Raw genomic sequence first — 14,928 nt, forward strand, 5'->3', positions numbered from 1 at the left:
GTTCGGCTCCGTCAGGTCAGGGAATTCCGGAGGACAGATGTCGCCGCACAGTACTTCCGCACGCCCGCACCCGACGCCGCAGGGCGCCGACGAGAGCTCGGACCAGCACGCGAACGCCGCCGCGGGCGCGGGCCCGGAGTCGCCGGAGGGCGCGCCGTCCCCGGCGGCCGTCGGCCGCGCCGCGCTGCCGACGGGGATGCGCACCCTGGTGGTCGGCGCCGGGGCGGCCGGGACCGCGCTGGTGCGCGACCTCGGCCGGGCCCCCGAGTTCGGCCTCGACCCGATCGGCCTGCTGGACGACGACCCGGCCAAGGCCGGGCAGTCGGTGGACACCGTGCCGGTCCTCGGCACGCTCGCCGATCTGACCGCGCTCGCGGTCGAGCACCGCGCCCAGGTGGTGGCGCTGGCGATCCCCGGGCTCGCCCCGCAGCGGGTCCGGGCGCTGGCCACCGCCGCCGCGGCGGCCGGGGCGGCGGTCCGCTACCTGCCGTCCTTCCTGGCCGCGCTGCGCCGCGAGGTGGTCGGCTCGGACATGCGCAGCCTGGACGTCAACCGGCTGATCGGCCGGCACGAGGTCCATGTGGTCTCCGCCGACGTCCGGGACGTGATCGAGGGCCGACGGGTGCTGGTGACCGGCGCGGGCGGCTCGATCGGCAGTGAACTCTGCCGCCAGGTGCACGCGTTCAACCCGAGCGCGCTCTACATGCTGGACCACGACGAGTCCAATCTGCACCGGCTCCAGCTGGAGATCTGGGGCGAGGCGCTGCTCACCGACGAGTCGCTGGTGATCGCCGACATCCGGGACCGGCCGCGGATCCAGCAGATCTTCCGGGACCTGAAGCCCGAGGTGGTCTTCCACGCCGCCGCCCACAAGCACCTGCCGCTGCTGGAGCGCCACCCCAGCGAGGCGGTGAAGTCCAATGTGCTCGGCACCGACCACCTGGTGGAGGCCGCGCTGGCCACCGGCGTCGAGCGGTTCGTGCTGATCTCCACCGACAAGGCGGCCGACCCGACCTCGGTGCTCGGCGCCAGCAAGCGGCTGGCCGAGCTGATCGTCCAGGCCAACGCCAGGGACGCCCGCAACCTGGGCACCGGGGTGTTCTCCGCGGTGCGGTTCGGCAATGTGCTGGGTTCGCGCGGCTCGCTGCTCTCGGTCCTGGCCGAACAGTTCCGCAGCGGCGGGCCGGTGACCGTCACCCACCCCGATGTCACCCGCTTCTTCATGACCATCGAGGAGGCGGTCGGCCTGGTGCTGGAGTCCGGCCGGATGGCGCGCGGCGGCGAGGTGTTCGTACTCGACATGGGCGAGCCGGTGCGGATCGTCGACCTGGTGCACAACTTCGCCGAGCAGGTGCAGCTGGCCCGGGACGAGGTGGAGATCCGCTACACCGGGCTGCGGGCCGGGGAGAAGCTCAACGAGGCGCTGTTCTCGGAGGACGAGGAGCGGCTGGCGACCGAGCACGCCCGGATCTACGCGACCGTCGCGGACACCGCGGGCGGGCCGGAGGACCTCGCCGGCGGGCTGACCGGGCTGTACGGGGCGGCGGCGGTGAACAGCGACGACGAGGTGCGCCGCCGGCTGGCCGAGCTGCTGCCGGGCTACCGGACGCCGGAGCCCGCGCCCGCCCCGGTGCCGGCGCTCAGCACGCCCTACCCGGACGGTTTCTGACCGGACGGGCTCCGGCCGGACGCCTTCCGGCCGGGGCGGGGCCGCTCGCTCAGGGGATGTTGTCGAAGGGGGCGACCAGCTGCCTGAGCAGTCCGGCGAGCTCGCCCTGCTGGGTGGAGGTCAGCTGGGCGAGCAGCTCGCGCTCGTGGGCGAGCAGCCCGGCGAGGGCCTGGTCGGCGCGGTCGCGCCCGTCGTCGGTGAGGCGGACCAGGACGCCGCGCCGGTCGTCCGGGTCGGGCAGCCGCTTGACCAGGCCCTTGCCGGTGAGCCGGTCGATCCGGTTGGTCATGGTGCCGGAGGTGACCAGGGTCTGGGTGAGCAGCTGGCCGGGGGAGAGCTGGTACGGGGAGCCGGCCCGGCGCAGGGCGGTCAGGACGTCGAACTCCCAGGGCTCCAGCCCGTGCTCGGCGAAGGCGGTGCGGCGGGCGCGGTCGAGGTGGCGGGCGAGCCGGCTGACCCGGCTGAGCACTTCGAGCGGTTCCACGTCGAGGTCGGGGCGCTCTCTGCGCCATGCCGCGACCAGCCGATCGACCTCGTCCTCCATGACGATCAGTGTATCGGGGGTTGTGTCGATGTGAAGTCTCTTGACATCGAGAAATCCAGGCTGAAAGCTGGCCGTATATCTTGATGTCGAGATACTTGCGAGGCCGATCATGACTTCCCCCGTCTGGGACCCGCGACAGTACCTGCGCTTCGCCAACGAACGGACCCGCCCGCTGCGCGATCTGCTCGCCCGGGTCCCCGCCCTCCCGAACGAACCGGCCGCCACCGTCCTGGACATCGGGTGCGGGCCCGGCAACTCCACCGCCGTGCTGCGCGAACGCTGGCCCGGGGCCGGGATCACCGGGATCGACAACTCCGCCGAGATGCTCGCCGCCGCCCGCGGCGGGGGCGAACCCAGCGCCGACTACCTGCTCGCCGACGCGGGCGACTACGACCCGGCCGGGGCGGCGCCCGACGCGATCGTCTCCAACGCGACGCTCCAGTGGATCCCCGGGCACCTCGGGCTGCTGCCGCGCTGGGCCGGGGCGCTCCGGGCCGGCGGGGTGATCGCCTTCCAGGTGCCCGGCAACTTCGACGCCCCCAGCCACCTGGCCCTCGCCGAGCTGCGCCGGTCCCCCCGCTGGCGCGGACCGCTCGGGGCGGACGCCACCCGGGCCGGCGTCCACGAGCCCGGCGTCTACCTGGACGCGCTCACCCGGGCCGGTTGCGCCGCCGACGTCTGGGAGACCACCTACAGCACCCTGCTCACCGGGCCGGACCCGGTGCTGGAGTGGGTCAAGGGCACCGCCCTGCGCCCGGTCCTCACCCGGCTCACCGACGAGGACGAACGGTCCGCGTTCCTCGCCGAGTACGGGGCGCTGCTGCGCGCGGCCTACCCGGCCGGGCCGCACGGCACGGTCTTCCCGTTCCGGCGGATCTTCGCCGTCGGGGTGAAGCGGGCCTGACCGCAGGGGTGGAGCGGGCCTGACCGCGGGGGTGGAGCGGGGTCCGGCGGGCCTGGCCCCGGGCGGCCCCGGCGCGGGGCCTCAGGCCTTGCGGTCGCCGACCAGCTTGGGGTGCCGCTCCATCCCCTCCAGGCCGTGCCAGGCCAGGTTCACCAGATGGGCGGCCACCTCGGCCTTGTCCGGCTTGCGCACCTCCAGCCACCACTGGCCGGTCAGCGCGACCATGCCCACCAGCATCTGCGAGTACATCGGGGCCAGCCGCGCGTCGAAGCCCCGGGCCTTGAACTCCAGGCCCAGGATGTCCTCGACCTGGGTGGCGATGTCGCTGATCAGGGAGGCGAAGGTGCCCGTCGACTGGGCGACCGGGGAGTCCCGGACCAGGATCCGGAAGCCGTCCGTCGAGGTGTCGATGTAGTCCATCAGCGCGAACGCCGCCTGCTCCAGCAGCTCGCGCGAGTGCCCCCCGGTCAGCGCCCCCGTCACCATGTCCAGCAGCAGCTGCATCTCGCGGTCGACGACCACGGCGTACAGCCCCTCCTTGCCGCCGAAGTGCTCGTACACCACCGGCTTGGACACCCCGGCCCGCTCGGCGATCTCCTCCACCGAGGTGCCGTCGTAGCCGCGCTCGGCGAACACCGTGCGGCCGATCTCCAGCAGCTGCTCCCGGCGCTGCTTGCCGGTCATCCGCACCCGGCCGCCCCGCCGGCGCGGCGTCGACGCAGCGCCGTCCGCCCCGGCGGTGGCACGCGGACGGCCCTGCGCCGGGTCGGGCGCGGCGTCCGTCCGCGTGCTCCGGTGGCCGCCTGTGCTGTCTGCGCTGCTCCCGTTCACCCCTACATCATGCTGCAGGTGCGCCCTCATGCGGCGCGGCGGGCGGCGATCCGCTGCGCGTCCGGCCAGCGGACGTCCCGGACCCAGCCCGCCAGCTCGAACCAGCGGATCAGCCGGGCCGAGGAGTCGATCTGACCGCGCAGGACGCCGTGCCGGGCCGAGGTGGGGTCGGCGTGGTGCAGGTTGTGCCAGGACTCGCCGCAGGAGAGCACGGCCAGCCACCAGACGTTCCCGGAGCGGTCCCGGGAGCGGAACGGCCGGCTGCCCAGCGCGTGGCAGATCGAGTTGATCGACCAGGTGACGTGGTGCAGCAGCGCCACCCGGACCAGCGAACCCCAGAAGAAGGCGGACAGCGCCCCCTGCCAGGAGAGCGTCACCAGACCGCCGACCAGCGGCGGCAGCAGCATCGAGACGGTGGTCCAGAGCCAGAACAGCCGGGAGATCCGCCTTATGGCCGGGTCGTCGATCAGGTCGGGCGCGTACTTGAGCTGCGGGGTCTGCTCCTCGTCGAAGAGCCAGCCCATGTGCGCCCACCACAGGCCCTTGAGCAGGGCGGGGACGGTCTCGCCGTAGCGCCAGGGCGAGTGCGGGTCGCCGTCCTTGTCGCTGTACCGGTGGTGCTTGCGGTGGTCCGCCACCCAGCGCACCAGCGGGCCCTCGATCGCCAGCGAGCCGGCCACCGCGAGCGCGAGCCGCACCGGCCGGTTGGCCTTGAAGGCGCCGTGGGTGAAGTAGCGGTGGTAGCCGACGGTGATGCCGTGGCAGGTGAGGAAGTACATGACGGTGGCGATCGCGAGATCGGTCCATCCGAGGCCCCACCCCCAGGCCACCGGGACGGCGGCGACCAGGGCGGCGAAGGGCACGGCGATGAACAGCCCCAGCGCGATCCGCTCGGCGGCGCCCTGCTGCTCCCCGCCGCGGGTGGCGGAGAGCAGCTGCGGGTCGGTGCCGCCGACCGGAGCGCCCGCGGCGGCGGGTGCGGCCGGGGCGGAGCGGTCGGGGGTGTCGGGTCCGGGGGGTGAGGTATCGAGGGGGCGCGCGGAATCGGCGTGCGCCTCGCCGGCCTGGATGGTCATGGGTGTCCCTTGAAGGGGGAGAGGACGGAGGCTACGTGTGCGTAACCTACGGAATCGTAGGTTGTTCGCCGCCGCCGAGGGAATACGCCGCCGGGCGGCGCTTGAGTGAATTCACCCGACTGGATGGATGACCTCCCGCGCGCGGGAGGGCCCCCGGGGGAGAGCCGCGAGGAGGTAGATGTGACGGCCCATACCCCGTAGTCTTGGCGCAGCGCGCCCCCCGATGACGGGAGCGGATGCGCCGGTCCCGGATCGTCTAAGGGCAGGACAGCTGGTTTTGGTCCAGCTTATGGGGGTTCGAATCCTCCTCCGGGAGCCATCTGCGGGCCGGTCGGCCCGGCCCGGTTCGTGGCGGCTCCGTGACGACTCCCGGGGCCGGGGGGCCGGAGATCCTCCGCGCACTATCCTCGAAGCCGCCGGGTCGCCGACGTGCGGGTCCCGTCCCCGGCTGCTCTGCCCTCCCCGTGTAACCGAATGAGGAGCCTCCCCCCGTGAGTGCCAATTCGCCTGCCGCCGTTGTCGTGCTCGCCGCCGGTGGCGGGACCAGGATGAAGTCGAACCGTCTGCCGAAGGTGCTGCACGAGGTGTGCGGGCGGTCGCTGGTCGGCCACGCGGTCGCGGCGGCGGAGGAGTTGACGCCCGGGCAGCTGGTCGTGGTGATCGGGCACATGCGGGAGAAGGTCGCCGAGCACCTGGCGGCGCATCACCCGGCGGCCCGGGCGGTGGTCCAGGCCGAGCAGAACGGCACCGGGCACGCCGTGCGCACCGCCCTGGAGGCGCTGGCGGCCGACGGGATCGAGCTCGACGGCACCGTGATCGTCACCACCGGGGACGCCCCGCTGCTGACCGGCGGGACGCTGCGCGCCCTGGCCGGGGCGCACGCGGAGCAGGGCAACGGCGTCACCGTGCTCACCGCCGTGGTTCCGGAGCCGTTCGGCTACGGCCGGATCCTGCGCGACGAGGCGGACGGCGCGGTCGCCGCGATCGTCGAGGAGAAGGACGCCTCGGACGCCCAGCGGGCGATCGACGAGATCAACTCCGGGGTCTTCGCCTTCGACGCCAAGCTGCTGGTGGACGCGCTCGCCGAGGTCACCACGGACAACGCGCAGGGCGAGGAGTACCTGACCGACACCCTGGAGATCCTGCGCCGGGCCGGCCACCGGGTGGGCGCGGTGGTCGCCGCCGACTATCGGGACATCCTCGGCATCAACGACCGGGTGCAGCTGGCGCACGCCCGCCGGCTGCTGAACGACCGGCTGCTGGAGCGGGCGATGCGGGCCGGCGTGACCGTGGTGGACCCGGCGACCACCTGGTTCGACGTCCAGGTCTCCTACGAGCCGGACGCCGTGGTACTGCCCAACACCCAGCTGCAGGGCACGACCCACCTGGGCGAGGGCTCCGAGGTGGGCCCGAACTCCACCCTCAAGGACACCCGGATCGGCGCCGGCGCCCGTGTGAGCAACACCACCGCGGACGGTGCCGAGGTCGGCGAGCTCGCCACCGCCGGCCCCTACGCCTACCTGCGCCCGGGGGCCCGGCTGGCCCGCAAGGCCAAGGTCGGCACCTATGTCGAGGTGAAGAACTCGGAGCTGGGCGAGGGCGCCAAGGTGCCGCACCTCTCCTACATCGGCGACGCGACCATCGGCGAGGGCACCAACGTCGGCGCGGCCTCGGTCACCGTCAACTACGACGGCGTCAACAAGCACCGCACGGTGATCGGGGCGCACTGCCGGACCGGCTCCGACAACATGTTCATCGCCCCGGTGACGATCGGCGACGGCGCCTACACCGCGGCCGGTTCGGTGATCACGAACGACGTGCCGGCCGGCAGCCTCGGGGTGAGCCGGGCGCAGCAGCGGAACATCGCCGGCTGGGTCGAGCGCAAGCGCCCCGGGACCACGTCCGCGCAGGCCGCCGCGGCGGCGGCGGAGACCGCCGCCGAGGTCCCCGCGGAGGGCTGAGCGGAGGGGCGGTGGGCCGGCGGACGGTCCCGGGGCGGACGGTTCGGGCGCGGGCGCGTAACCTTGGGGTCATACGTGCGCCATAGGGCCTACCGCCCCTGTCCCGGCGTACCGACCATTCCCCCGACCCCACTCGCCGGCTGGCGGAAGCCTGCCCTGGGTGCGGTCGGGACCGGTGTCAGCAACGCGAGGAGACGGTGGCAGTGAGCGGGATCACGACGTCGGGCGAGAAGAAACTGAAGCTCTTCTCCGGCCGTGCCCACCCGGAGCTGGCGAGGGAGGTGGCCGCGTCGCTGGGGACCGAACTGGTTCCGACCAAGGCCCTCGACTTCGCCAATGGTGAGATCTACGTCCGCTTCCTGGAGTCGGCGCGTGGCGCCGACTGCTTCGTGATGCAGAGTCACACGGCTCCGATCAACCAGTGGATCATGGAGCAGTTGATCATGATCGATGCTCTGAAGCGGGCCTCCGCCCGGAGCATCACCGCGATCCTGCCGTTCTACGGGTACGCCCGTCAGGACAAGAAGCACCTGGGCCGCGAGCCCATCTCGGCCCGGCTGGTCGCCGACCTGCTGCGCCAGGCCGGCGCCGACCGGCTGATGGCCGTGGACCTGCACACCGCGCAGATCCAGGGCTTCTTCGAGGGTCCGGTGGACCACCTGTTCGCGCTGCCGCTGCTGGCCGACTACGTGGGCGAGCGGGTCGACCGCGCCAAGCTCACCGTGGTCTCGCCGGACGCCGGCCGGGTGAAGGTGGCCGACCAGTGGTGCGACCGGCTGGACGCCCCGCTGGCGATCATCCACAAGCGCCGGGACATCACCCAGGCCAACACCATCCTGTCGGCCGAGGTCGTCGGTGACGTCCAGGACCGGGTCTGCGTCCTGGTGGACGACATGATCGACACCGCCGGCACGATCTGCGCCGCCGCCGACGCGCTGTTCGAGAACGGCGCCGCGGACGTCCTGGTCGCCGCCACCCACGGGGTGCTCTCCGGCCCGGCCGCGGACCGGCTGAAGAACTCCCGGGTCAGCGAGTTCGTGTTCACCAACACCCTGCCGACCCCGGCCTCGCTGCAGCTGGACAAGATCACCACGCTGTCGATCGCCCCGTCCATCGCGGCCGCGATCCGCGAGGTGTTCGAGGAGGGTTCGGTCACGAGCCTCTTCGAGGGCGTGCACTGATCCAGGCCCCAGGGCGGCGCCCCCGGTCCCCTCGGGGCCGGGGGCGCCGCCGATTTCGCGAGAGGCCGAGGTAGCGGTTAGACTCGTGAAACTGCTCGGCGAGGGATGCCGTGCGCCCGCTTCGCGGGGGCGCGATCCGTGATCGACGCGCTGTCGGCTCCGGTGACCCGGGCTTCCGACAGAGTCGTTGCGCCGCCGAGTGACCCCCGTTATGAGGGTGTGGTCCCGGCGGTTTTTCGCGTTGCCTGCACCCCCGCGCCAGCTTTTCACGAGGAGTGCAGTCGTGTCCGAGATCCGCCTTGCCGCCGAGTCCCGCAACGAGTTCGGCAAGGGTGCCGCCCGTCGCGCCCGCCGCGCCGGCTTCGTCCCCGGTGTCGTCTACGGCCACGGCCACGCGCCGGTTCACCTGAACCTGCCCGGCCACGAGCTGATGATGGCCCTGAAGACCCCGAACGCCCTGCTGGTCGTGCCGATCGAGGGCAAGGACGAGTACGTGCTGCCGAAGGCCGTCCAGCGCGAGGCCATCAAGCGCACCATCGAGCACGTCGACCTGCTGCTGGTCAAGCGCGGCGAGAAGGTCACCGTCGAGATCCCGGTCCACACCGAGGGCGAGCTGGCCCCGGGCGGCAACCTGCTGGAGCACGTCCTGCAGGCCCTCCCGATCGAGGCCGAGGCCACCCACCTGCCCGAGTCCGTGACCGTCTCGGTCGAGGGCCTGGAGGCCGGTGCCTCGATCACCGCCGGTGACATCGCGCTGCCCAAGGGCACCACGCTGGCCGTCGAGGCCGACGCCGTCGTGCTGCAGGTCATCGGCGCCCAGGCCTCGCAGGCCGACGCCGACGCCGAGGCCGCCGAGGCCGCCGAGGCCGGCGCCGAGGCCTGAGCCTCCCGCACAGCTTGGTACCGCTGCCCCGGCCGCTCCTCTGGAGCGGCCGGGGCAGCGGCGTGTCCGGGATGATGGCGGTGAACATGACCACGAGGAGCGGCGGTCCGGTGAGCGGGCGCGGCGAGCGGACGGTCGAGAGGTGCGCGCGGGCGGATGCCCTCGCCGAGCGGAGCGGAACGGGCGCATGAGCGACGAATCGTACGAAGGCCCCTGGCTGGTGGTGGGCCTGGGCAACCCCGGGGAGCAGTACGCCCGGAACCGGCACAACATCGGCTTCATGGTGGTCGACCTGCTGGCCGAGCGGATCGGCGCCAGGTTCAAGGCCCACAAGAGCCGGGCCCAGGTCGCCGAGGGCCGGCTGGCGGGCCGGCGCGTGGTCCTGGCCAAGCCGATGACGTTCATGAACCTCTCGGGCGGCCCGGTCACCGCGCTGCGCGACTTCTACAAGGCGCCGGCCTCCGCGCTGGTCGCCGTCCACGACGAGCTGGACATCGACTACGCGGCCCTGCGGCTGAAGACCGGCGGCGGTGACAACGGCCACAACGGGCTGAAGTCGATCACCAAGTCCCTCGGCCCCGACTACCACCGGGTGCGGTGCGGGATCGGCCGGCCGCCGGGCCGGATGGAGGTCGCCGACTTCGTGCTCAAGGACTTCTCCAGCACCGAGCGCAAGGAGCTGGACTGGTTCGTGGACCGCTCGGCGGACGCCGTGGAGGCGCTGCTGACGGAGGGGCTGGAGCGGGCCCAGTCGACGTACAACTCCTGAGCCGGGGTCACGGATCCGTTCGCCGGGGGGCCGGCGGTGGTCGGGCCGCACAACAGTCGTGCAACTTCTGGCCGTCCAAACCTGAACAGGTGTGAGAAGTCGGTACGCATCGGATAGCGTCGGGACAGTACGCGAACGGGGTCTGGGGAGTTCTCGATGCGGAGTTTGCGGCCGGTCCGGCGGTTTCGGCGGATCCGGGTGGTACGGCTGAGGAAGCTCGGACGGCGGGTGGGCAAGGCCGGTGCGCTGGGCACCGCGGGGGCGCTCGGCGCCGCCGGGGTGCTGCTGGGCGGGGCCGGTCCGGCCCACGCCGACCCGGTGTCCGAACCCGGACCGGGTGTGGTGTCCCCGGAGCCGGTCTCGGCGCAGCTCGACCTGGACCTCGATCTCGGCCCCGTGCTCGGCAGCTCGGTCGGCGGTGACGCGGGCCTGCTGGCCGTCGGCGGCGGCCTGGTCGTGGTGGCCGGCGGCGCGGCCCTGTGGGTCCGGCGCCACCGCGCGGGCGAGGCCGGGGAGCAGTAGGACGCGCTGAGCAGGACACCTGACGTGGGACGCGGTCCGGGGGGGCCGGGAGCCGGGACGACCGGATCCCGGCCCCTCCGGCTTTTTCCGCGGACCGTGTCACCCGTTTCCGTCCCGCCGTGCGTCCTGGTGGCATGAAGCGGGAATCGATGCGGTCGGGGGGCCCCGCCGAGGGCACCCGGCCGGACGCGTTCGACGAGTTCGTCTCGGCGCGGTACCAGGCCCTGCTCCGCGGCGCGTTCCTGATCACCGGGGACATCCACGACGCCCGGGACCTGCTGCACGACGCCCTGTCCCGGGTGTACGTGCGGCGCGGGGCGATCCGCGACCCGGGCGCGGTCGAGGGCTACGTCCGCCGGACGATGGTCCGCACCCATGTGTCGCGGTGGCGGCGGACCCGCAGGGAGGTGCTGACCCCCCTGCTGCCGGACGCCCCGGCGGTCGAGGTGGACCCGCGCGACGAGGAACTCGACGCCGCCCTGCGGTCACTGCCGCCCCGTCAGCGCGCGGCGGTGGTGCTCCGGTACTACGCCGACCTGTCGGTGGCCCAGGTGGCCGAGGAGCTCGGCTGCTCCCCGGCGACGGCCAAGACGCATCTGGCACGGGCGATGAAGACGCTTCGGCAGGAGCTGGCACCGGTGAAGGAGATGGTGGGTCATGACGGCCGATGACACGGGCAGGGAACCGGGAGCCGGGGGCCCGTCGGAGCGGGACCGGTTCGAGGACGAGCTGGTCGTCCGGCTCGGGGCGCGGGCGGGCCACGTCGACGGGGGCCCGCCGCTGTCCGAGCTGCGGCGGGCCGGCCGCCGCCGGGCCCGGCGGCGGCTGGTGGTGCGCTCGGCCACGGCGGCCGCGGTGCTGGCGCTGGGGATCGGGACGGTGGCGCAGTTCGGCGGTCCGGCCGACGGCACCGGGGCGGTGGGGCCGGTGGGGCGGCTGCCGACCGCAGGCGGTACGACGAAGCCGGCGACGGGAGTCGTGTCGCCGTTCCCGTCCCGCCCGTCGCGGCCGCCGACCTCCGGCTCGCCCTCGTCGTCGGGACCGGACTACCTGGGGGGGTTGTCGATCTGTCCGGAGGGCCCGGCCTCGCTCCGCCTGGTGCGCTGGGCGGACATGACGGCGACCCCCTCGAACTGGTCGCCCCCGCCCCCTCGGAGCACCCCGCCGACCAGGTCGCCGGATCCCTCGTCGAGCACCAGCGGGGGCCGGCCCAACCGCCACGCGGTCGACGTGCAGTCCGAAATCAGGACGGTCGCGGCGGCGAACTACCCGGACCAGTACTTCGGGACCTGCGTCGACCTCCTGACGAACGAACTGTGGGTGCAGCGCGTCCCCGGGGGCGACCTCGACCAGCAGGTGCTGGCCGCGGTGCCGCACCTGGGTGTGACCGTCCGCTTCGCGGACGTGCCGGCCTCGCGCCGGCACTACCTGGAACTGATGACCCGGATCTGGGAGACCGATCGGGACTACTGGGCGGCCAGGGGGGTGACCGTCCGGGAGGTCAGGCTCGCCGAGGACGGCGCCGGCGTGTCCGTGGTCACCGACCAGGCCGAGGTCGCCCGGGCCGAGATCGTGGCCCGGTACGGCGCCGAGGTCATCGAGGTGCGGCCGGTCGGCTGACCGGCACGGGGAGGGCCCCGCGGCGCGTGTGCACGCGCCGCGGGGCCCTGTGGTGTCCCGGGGGACCGGTCAGCCGGTGTTGCGCAGGCCGGCGGCGATGCCGTTGACGGTCAGCAGCAGCGCGCGGGCGCGCAGCGGGTCCTCCGTGCGGCCGGTGGCGGTCTCCTCGCGCTGCCGGCGCAGCAGCGCGACCTGCAGGTAGGAGATCGGGTCGAGGTAGGCGTCGCGGACCGCGAAGGTCTGCTTGAGCACCGGGTTGTGCTCCAGCAGCTCGCTCTCCCCGGTCAGCCGCAGGACCTCGCGCAGGGTGAGGTCGTGCTCGGCCTGGATCTGCTCGAAGACGTGCTGCAGCTCGGCGGGCACCAGCTGCTCGACGTAGTGGCGGGCGATCCGCAGGTCCGTCTTGGCCAGCGTCATGGCGACGTTGGAGAGGAAGTTGCGGAAGAAGTGCCACTGGCCGTACATCTCGTCCAGCACGTCGCCCAGGCCCGCCTCGCGGGCGGCGGCCAGACCGGCGCCGACGCCGTACCAGCCGGGGACGATCTGGCGGGACTGGGTCCAGCCGAACACCCACGGGATGGCCCGCAGACCGTCCAGGCCGGCGCCCGAGTCGGGGCGGCGGGACGGGCGGGAGCCCAGGTGCAGCGAGGCGAGCTGGTCGACCGGGGTGGCGGCGAAGAAGTACTTCGGCAGGTCCTCCTGCTCGACCAGGGCCCGGTAGGAGGTGTGCGCGGCCTCGGAGACCCGGTCCATCGCGGCGTCCCAGCGGGCCAGCTCCTCGGGGGCCTGGCGCGGGGAGGTGTGCAGCGCGGAGGCGGCCAGCGTGGCGGAGATGGTGAGTTCGAGGTTCTCCCGGGCCAGCGAGGGCAGCAGGTACTTGTCGGAGATGACCTCGCCCTGCTCGGTCACCTTGATCTCGCCCTCCAGGGTGCCCCAGGGCTGGGCCAGGATGGCCTCGTGCGAGGGGCCGCCGCCGCGGCCGACGGTGCCGCCCCGGCCGTGGAAGAGCCGCAGCCGGATGCCGTACCGGTGGGCGACGTCGCGCAGCCGGCGCTGGGCGCGGTGGATCTCCCACTGGGAGGTGGTGATGCCGCCGAACTTGGAGGAGTCGGAGTAGCCGAGCATGACCTCCTGGACGTCGCCGCGCAGCGAGACGAGCAGCCGGTAGGAGGGGTCGGACAGCATCTCGTCGAGGATCCGGTCGGCCTGCTGGAGCTCGTCGGTGGTCTCCAGCAGCGGCACGATGCCGATCTTGGCGATCCCGGCGTGCAGGTCGATCAGGCCGGCCTCGCGGGCCAGCACGGTGGCGGCGAAGACGTCGTCGGCGCCCTGGCACATCGAGATGATGTAGGACTCGACGATCTCGTCGCCGAACCGTTCGAAGCCCTCGCGGACGGTGGTGAAGACGCCGAGGGTCTTGGCGCCGGCGGGGTCCAGCGGGGCCGGGCTGGGGGCGAGCGGGCGGCGCGAGCGCAGCTCCTTGGCGAGCAGCCGCTGGCGGTACTCGCGCGGCATGTCGGCGTAGCGCCAGGCCTCCTCGCCGAGCCGGTCGAAGAGCTGGCCGAGCGCGTGGTGGTGGGCCTCGGCGTGCTCGCGGACGTCCATGGTGGCGAGCTGCAGGCCGAACGCCTCGACGGTGCGGATGGCGCGGGCGAGCCGGCCGTCGGCGATCAGCCCGCCGCGGTGGGCGCGCAGCGAGTCCTGGATCAGCCGCAGGTCGGCGACGAGCTCACGGGTGCCGAGGTAGTCGCGGCCCGCGATGTGCGGGGTCCCGGCGGCCAGCCGCTCGCGGGTGTTCTCCAGCTTGAGCCGGATGCAGGTGGCCTTGAGCCGGTACGGCTCCTCGGCGTTCATCCGCTTGTAGCGGGGGCTCAGTTCGGGCAGCAGCGCGAGGTCGGCGTTGAGCGAGGCGACCAGCTCGGGGGAGGCGCCGGCCAGCCGCTCCGAGGTGGAGAGGGTGCTGCGCAGGTCGTCGATCGCGGCGAGGGCGTCCTTGATGCCGTACTCGTGCTGGAGGTTGAGGACGTCCCAGGTGACCTGCGGGGTGACGTTGGGGTTGCCGTCGCGGTCGCCGCCGATCCAGGTGCCGAAGGTCAGCGGGCGGACGCCCTCGGGGAGCTCCAGGCCGACCCGGGCGAGCTCCTCCTGGAGCTCCTCCAGGACCTGCGGGACGGCGTCGCGGTAGAGCTCGTCCAGGTAGTAGACGGCGTTGCGGGCCTCGTCGGTGGGCTCGGGCCGGGCGATGCGCAGCTCGTCGGTCTGCCACAGCAGGTCGATCACCTCGGCGAGGCGCCGGTCGGCCTGGCGGCGGGCGGAGGAGGTGCGGGCCGGGTCGGCGTGCGAGAGGCCGGCGGCGAGTTCCTCGCGGTGGATGCGGTCGAGCAGCTCGCCGATCCGGCGGAGCTTGTTGAGGACGCTGCGGCGGGCCGCCTCGGTCGGGTGCGCGGTGAAGACCGGGCGGACGGCGAGGTGGGCCAGGGTGTCCCGGAGGTGCTTGGGGTCGGCCTCGGCCAGCTGGTCGGCGGTCTGCGCGAGCAGCGAGCCCTCGCGGGCGCGGCGGGTGGCGAACTCGCGGCCGCGGTGCACCTGCTCGGTGACGTTGGCGAGGTGGAAGTACGTGGAGAAGGCCCGGACCAGCTTGGCGGCGGTGTCCAGGTCGATGTCGGAGAGCAGTTCGGCGGTGGCCTCGCCGTTGGTGCGGCTGAGCAGTCGGACCTGTTCGACCAGGCCGAGCAGCTGGGGGCCTTCCTGGCGGACCAGGGTTTCGCCGAGCAGGTCGCCGAGGCGACGGATGTCCGCGCGCAGCGCGGCGTTGTCGGCGTCGACGGGGGTCGGGCTGTCCGCCGGGCTGGGGACCGGAGCGGTCACGGCTGGCTCCCTCGGGGTGGTGGGGTGTTCGGCAACGGCTCATCGTCACAGGGGCGTCCCGCGTGTGGCGGGTGTGACGCGTGCGGACCGCGCTGTCCGA

The 14,928-nt window shown here is 73.3% G+C and carries 13 protein-coding genes and 1 tRNA gene; 10 read left to right on the forward strand and 4 right to left on the reverse strand.

All coding sequences use genetic code 11. The features are described 5' to 3' along the window. Window positions 1-37: 37 nt before the first annotated feature. On the forward strand, window positions 38-1,669 hold the full coding sequence (locus tag ACW14Y_RS24250; RefSeq protein WP_380311778.1) for a polysaccharide biosynthesis protein: 1,632 nt from the start codon (window positions 38-40) through the stop codon (window positions 1,667-1,669). 49 nt (window positions 1,670-1,718) lie between these two features. Here the strand turns inward: ACW14Y_RS24250 and ACW14Y_RS24255 are convergent, their stop codons facing one another. Further along, complete coding sequence (locus ACW14Y_RS24255; protein ID WP_030398043.1) at window positions 1,719-2,213, reverse strand: MarR family winged helix-turn-helix transcriptional regulator; 495 nt, start codon at window positions 2,211-2,213, stop codon at window positions 1,719-1,721. 109 nt (window positions 2,214-2,322) lie between these two features. Here ACW14Y_RS24255 and ACW14Y_RS24260 point away from each other — a divergent pair, with 109 nt between their 5' ends. Continuing rightward, on the forward strand, window positions 2,323-3,117 hold the full coding sequence (locus ACW14Y_RS24260; protein WP_456983512.1) for a methyltransferase domain-containing protein: 795 nt from the start codon (window positions 2,323-2,325) through the stop codon (window positions 3,115-3,117). An 81-nt stretch (window positions 3,118-3,198) separates the two neighbouring features. On the opposite strand, the gene ACW14Y_RS24265 is transcribed toward ACW14Y_RS24260, so the two are convergent. Both ACW14Y_RS24265 and ACW14Y_RS24270 read right to left on the reverse strand, forming a co-directional pair. Next, window positions 3,199-3,801, reverse strand: coding sequence for a TetR/AcrR family transcriptional regulator (locus tag ACW14Y_RS24265; RefSeq protein WP_030398041.1), 603 nt, complete (start codon window positions 3,799-3,801; stop codon window positions 3,199-3,201). A 173-nt stretch (window positions 3,802-3,974) separates the two neighbouring features. Beyond that, entirely contained in the window at window positions 3,975-5,024 is a 1,050-nt protein-coding gene (locus ACW14Y_RS24270) for an acyl-CoA desaturase (protein ID WP_380384816.1), read from the reverse strand. A gap of 245 nt (window positions 5,025-5,269) precedes the next feature. Here ACW14Y_RS24270 and ACW14Y_RS24275 point away from each other — a divergent pair. The 8 genes from ACW14Y_RS24275 to ACW14Y_RS24310 all read left to right on the forward strand — a co-directional run bounded on the left by ACW14Y_RS24275 (window position 5,270) and on the right by ACW14Y_RS24310 (window position 11,960). After that, a tRNA-Gln gene (locus tag ACW14Y_RS24275) sits at window positions 5,270-5,343 on the forward strand. A 172-nt stretch (window positions 5,344-5,515) separates the two neighbouring features. Next, complete coding sequence (gene glmU / locus ACW14Y_RS24280; protein WP_456983514.1) at window positions 5,516-6,985, forward strand: bifunctional UDP-N-acetylglucosamine diphosphorylase/glucosamine-1-phosphate N-acetyltransferase GlmU; 1,470 nt, start codon at window positions 5,516-5,518, stop codon at window positions 6,983-6,985. 203 nt (window positions 6,986-7,188) lie between these two features. Next, window positions 7,189-8,166, forward strand: a complete 978-nt coding sequence (locus ACW14Y_RS24285; protein WP_045941401.1) for a ribose-phosphate diphosphokinase — start codon at window positions 7,189-7,191, stop codon at window positions 8,164-8,166. Window positions 8,167-8,449: 283 nt separating this feature from the next. Beyond that, the gene (locus tag ACW14Y_RS24290) at window positions 8,450-9,049 is read left to right on the forward strand and encodes a 50S ribosomal protein L25/general stress protein Ctc (protein WP_380384821.1); all 600 of its coding nucleotides are present in this window, start codon (window positions 8,450-8,452) and stop codon (window positions 9,047-9,049) included. Window positions 9,050-9,236: 187 nt separating this feature from the next. Continuing rightward, the gene (gene pth, locus ACW14Y_RS24295; protein ID WP_380309727.1) at window positions 9,237-9,818 is read left to right on the forward strand and encodes an aminoacyl-tRNA hydrolase; all 582 of its coding nucleotides are present in this window, start codon (window positions 9,237-9,239) and stop codon (window positions 9,816-9,818) included. Window positions 9,819-10,046: 228 nt separating this feature from the next. Continuing rightward, complete coding sequence (locus ACW14Y_RS24300; RefSeq protein ID WP_380309729.1) at window positions 10,047-10,340, forward strand: hypothetical protein; 294 nt, start codon at window positions 10,047-10,049, stop codon at window positions 10,338-10,340. Between the two features lie 134 nt (window positions 10,341-10,474). Continuing rightward, window positions 10,475-11,011 (forward strand): SigE family RNA polymerase sigma factor, encoded by a 537-nt coding sequence (locus tag ACW14Y_RS24305; protein ID WP_380309731.1) that lies wholly within the window; start codon window positions 10,475-10,477, stop codon window positions 11,009-11,011. After that, on the forward strand, window positions 10,998-11,960 hold the full coding sequence (locus ACW14Y_RS24310; RefSeq protein ID WP_456983518.1) for a hypothetical protein: 963 nt from the start codon (window positions 10,998-11,000) through the stop codon (window positions 11,958-11,960). The genes ACW14Y_RS24305 and ACW14Y_RS24310 overlap by 14 nt, the downstream gene beginning before the upstream one ends. 69 nt (window positions 11,961-12,029) lie before the next feature. On the opposite strand, the gene ppc is transcribed toward ACW14Y_RS24310, so the two are convergent. After that, the gene (gene ppc / locus ACW14Y_RS24315) at window positions 12,030-14,828 is read right to left on the reverse strand and encodes a phosphoenolpyruvate carboxylase (RefSeq protein ID WP_380309735.1); all 2,799 of its coding nucleotides are present in this window, start codon (window positions 14,826-14,828) and stop codon (window positions 12,030-12,032) included. Between the last annotated feature and the right edge of the window lie 100 nt (window positions 14,829-14,928).

The organism is Kitasatospora sp. cg17-2, from assembly GCF_054031055.1.

Bases quoted from the DNA above. Each gene is read 5' to 3' on its own strand.
- ACW14Y_RS24310 (WP_456983518.1), top strand. From the start codon at position 10,998: ATGACGGCCGATGACACGGGCAGGGAACCGGGAGCCGGGGGCCCGTCG.
- pth (WP_380309727.1), top strand. From the start codon at position 9,237: ATGAGCGACGAATCGTACGAAGGCCCCTGGCTGGTGGTGGGCCTGGGC.
- ACW14Y_RS24270 (WP_380384816.1), bottom strand. From the start codon at position 5,024: ATGACCATCCAGGCCGGCGAGGCGCACGCCGATTCCGCGCGCCCCCTC.
- ACW14Y_RS24260 (WP_456983512.1), top strand. From the start codon at position 2,323: ATGACTTCCCCCGTCTGGGACCCGCGACAGTACCTGCGCTTCGCCAAC.
- ACW14Y_RS24255 (WP_030398043.1), bottom strand. From the start codon at position 2,213: ATGGAGGACGAGGTCGATCGGCTGGTCGCGGCATGGCGCAGAGAGCGC.
- ACW14Y_RS24305 (WP_380309731.1), top strand. From the start codon at position 10,475: ATGAAGCGGGAATCGATGCGGTCGGGGGGCCCCGCCGAGGGCACCCGG.
- ACW14Y_RS24250 (WP_380311778.1), top strand. From the start codon at position 38: ATGTCGCCGCACAGTACTTCCGCACGCCCGCACCCGACGCCGCAGGGC.
- ACW14Y_RS24265 (WP_030398041.1), bottom strand. From the start codon at position 3,801: ATGACCGGCAAGCAGCGCCGGGAGCAGCTGCTGGAGATCGGCCGCACG.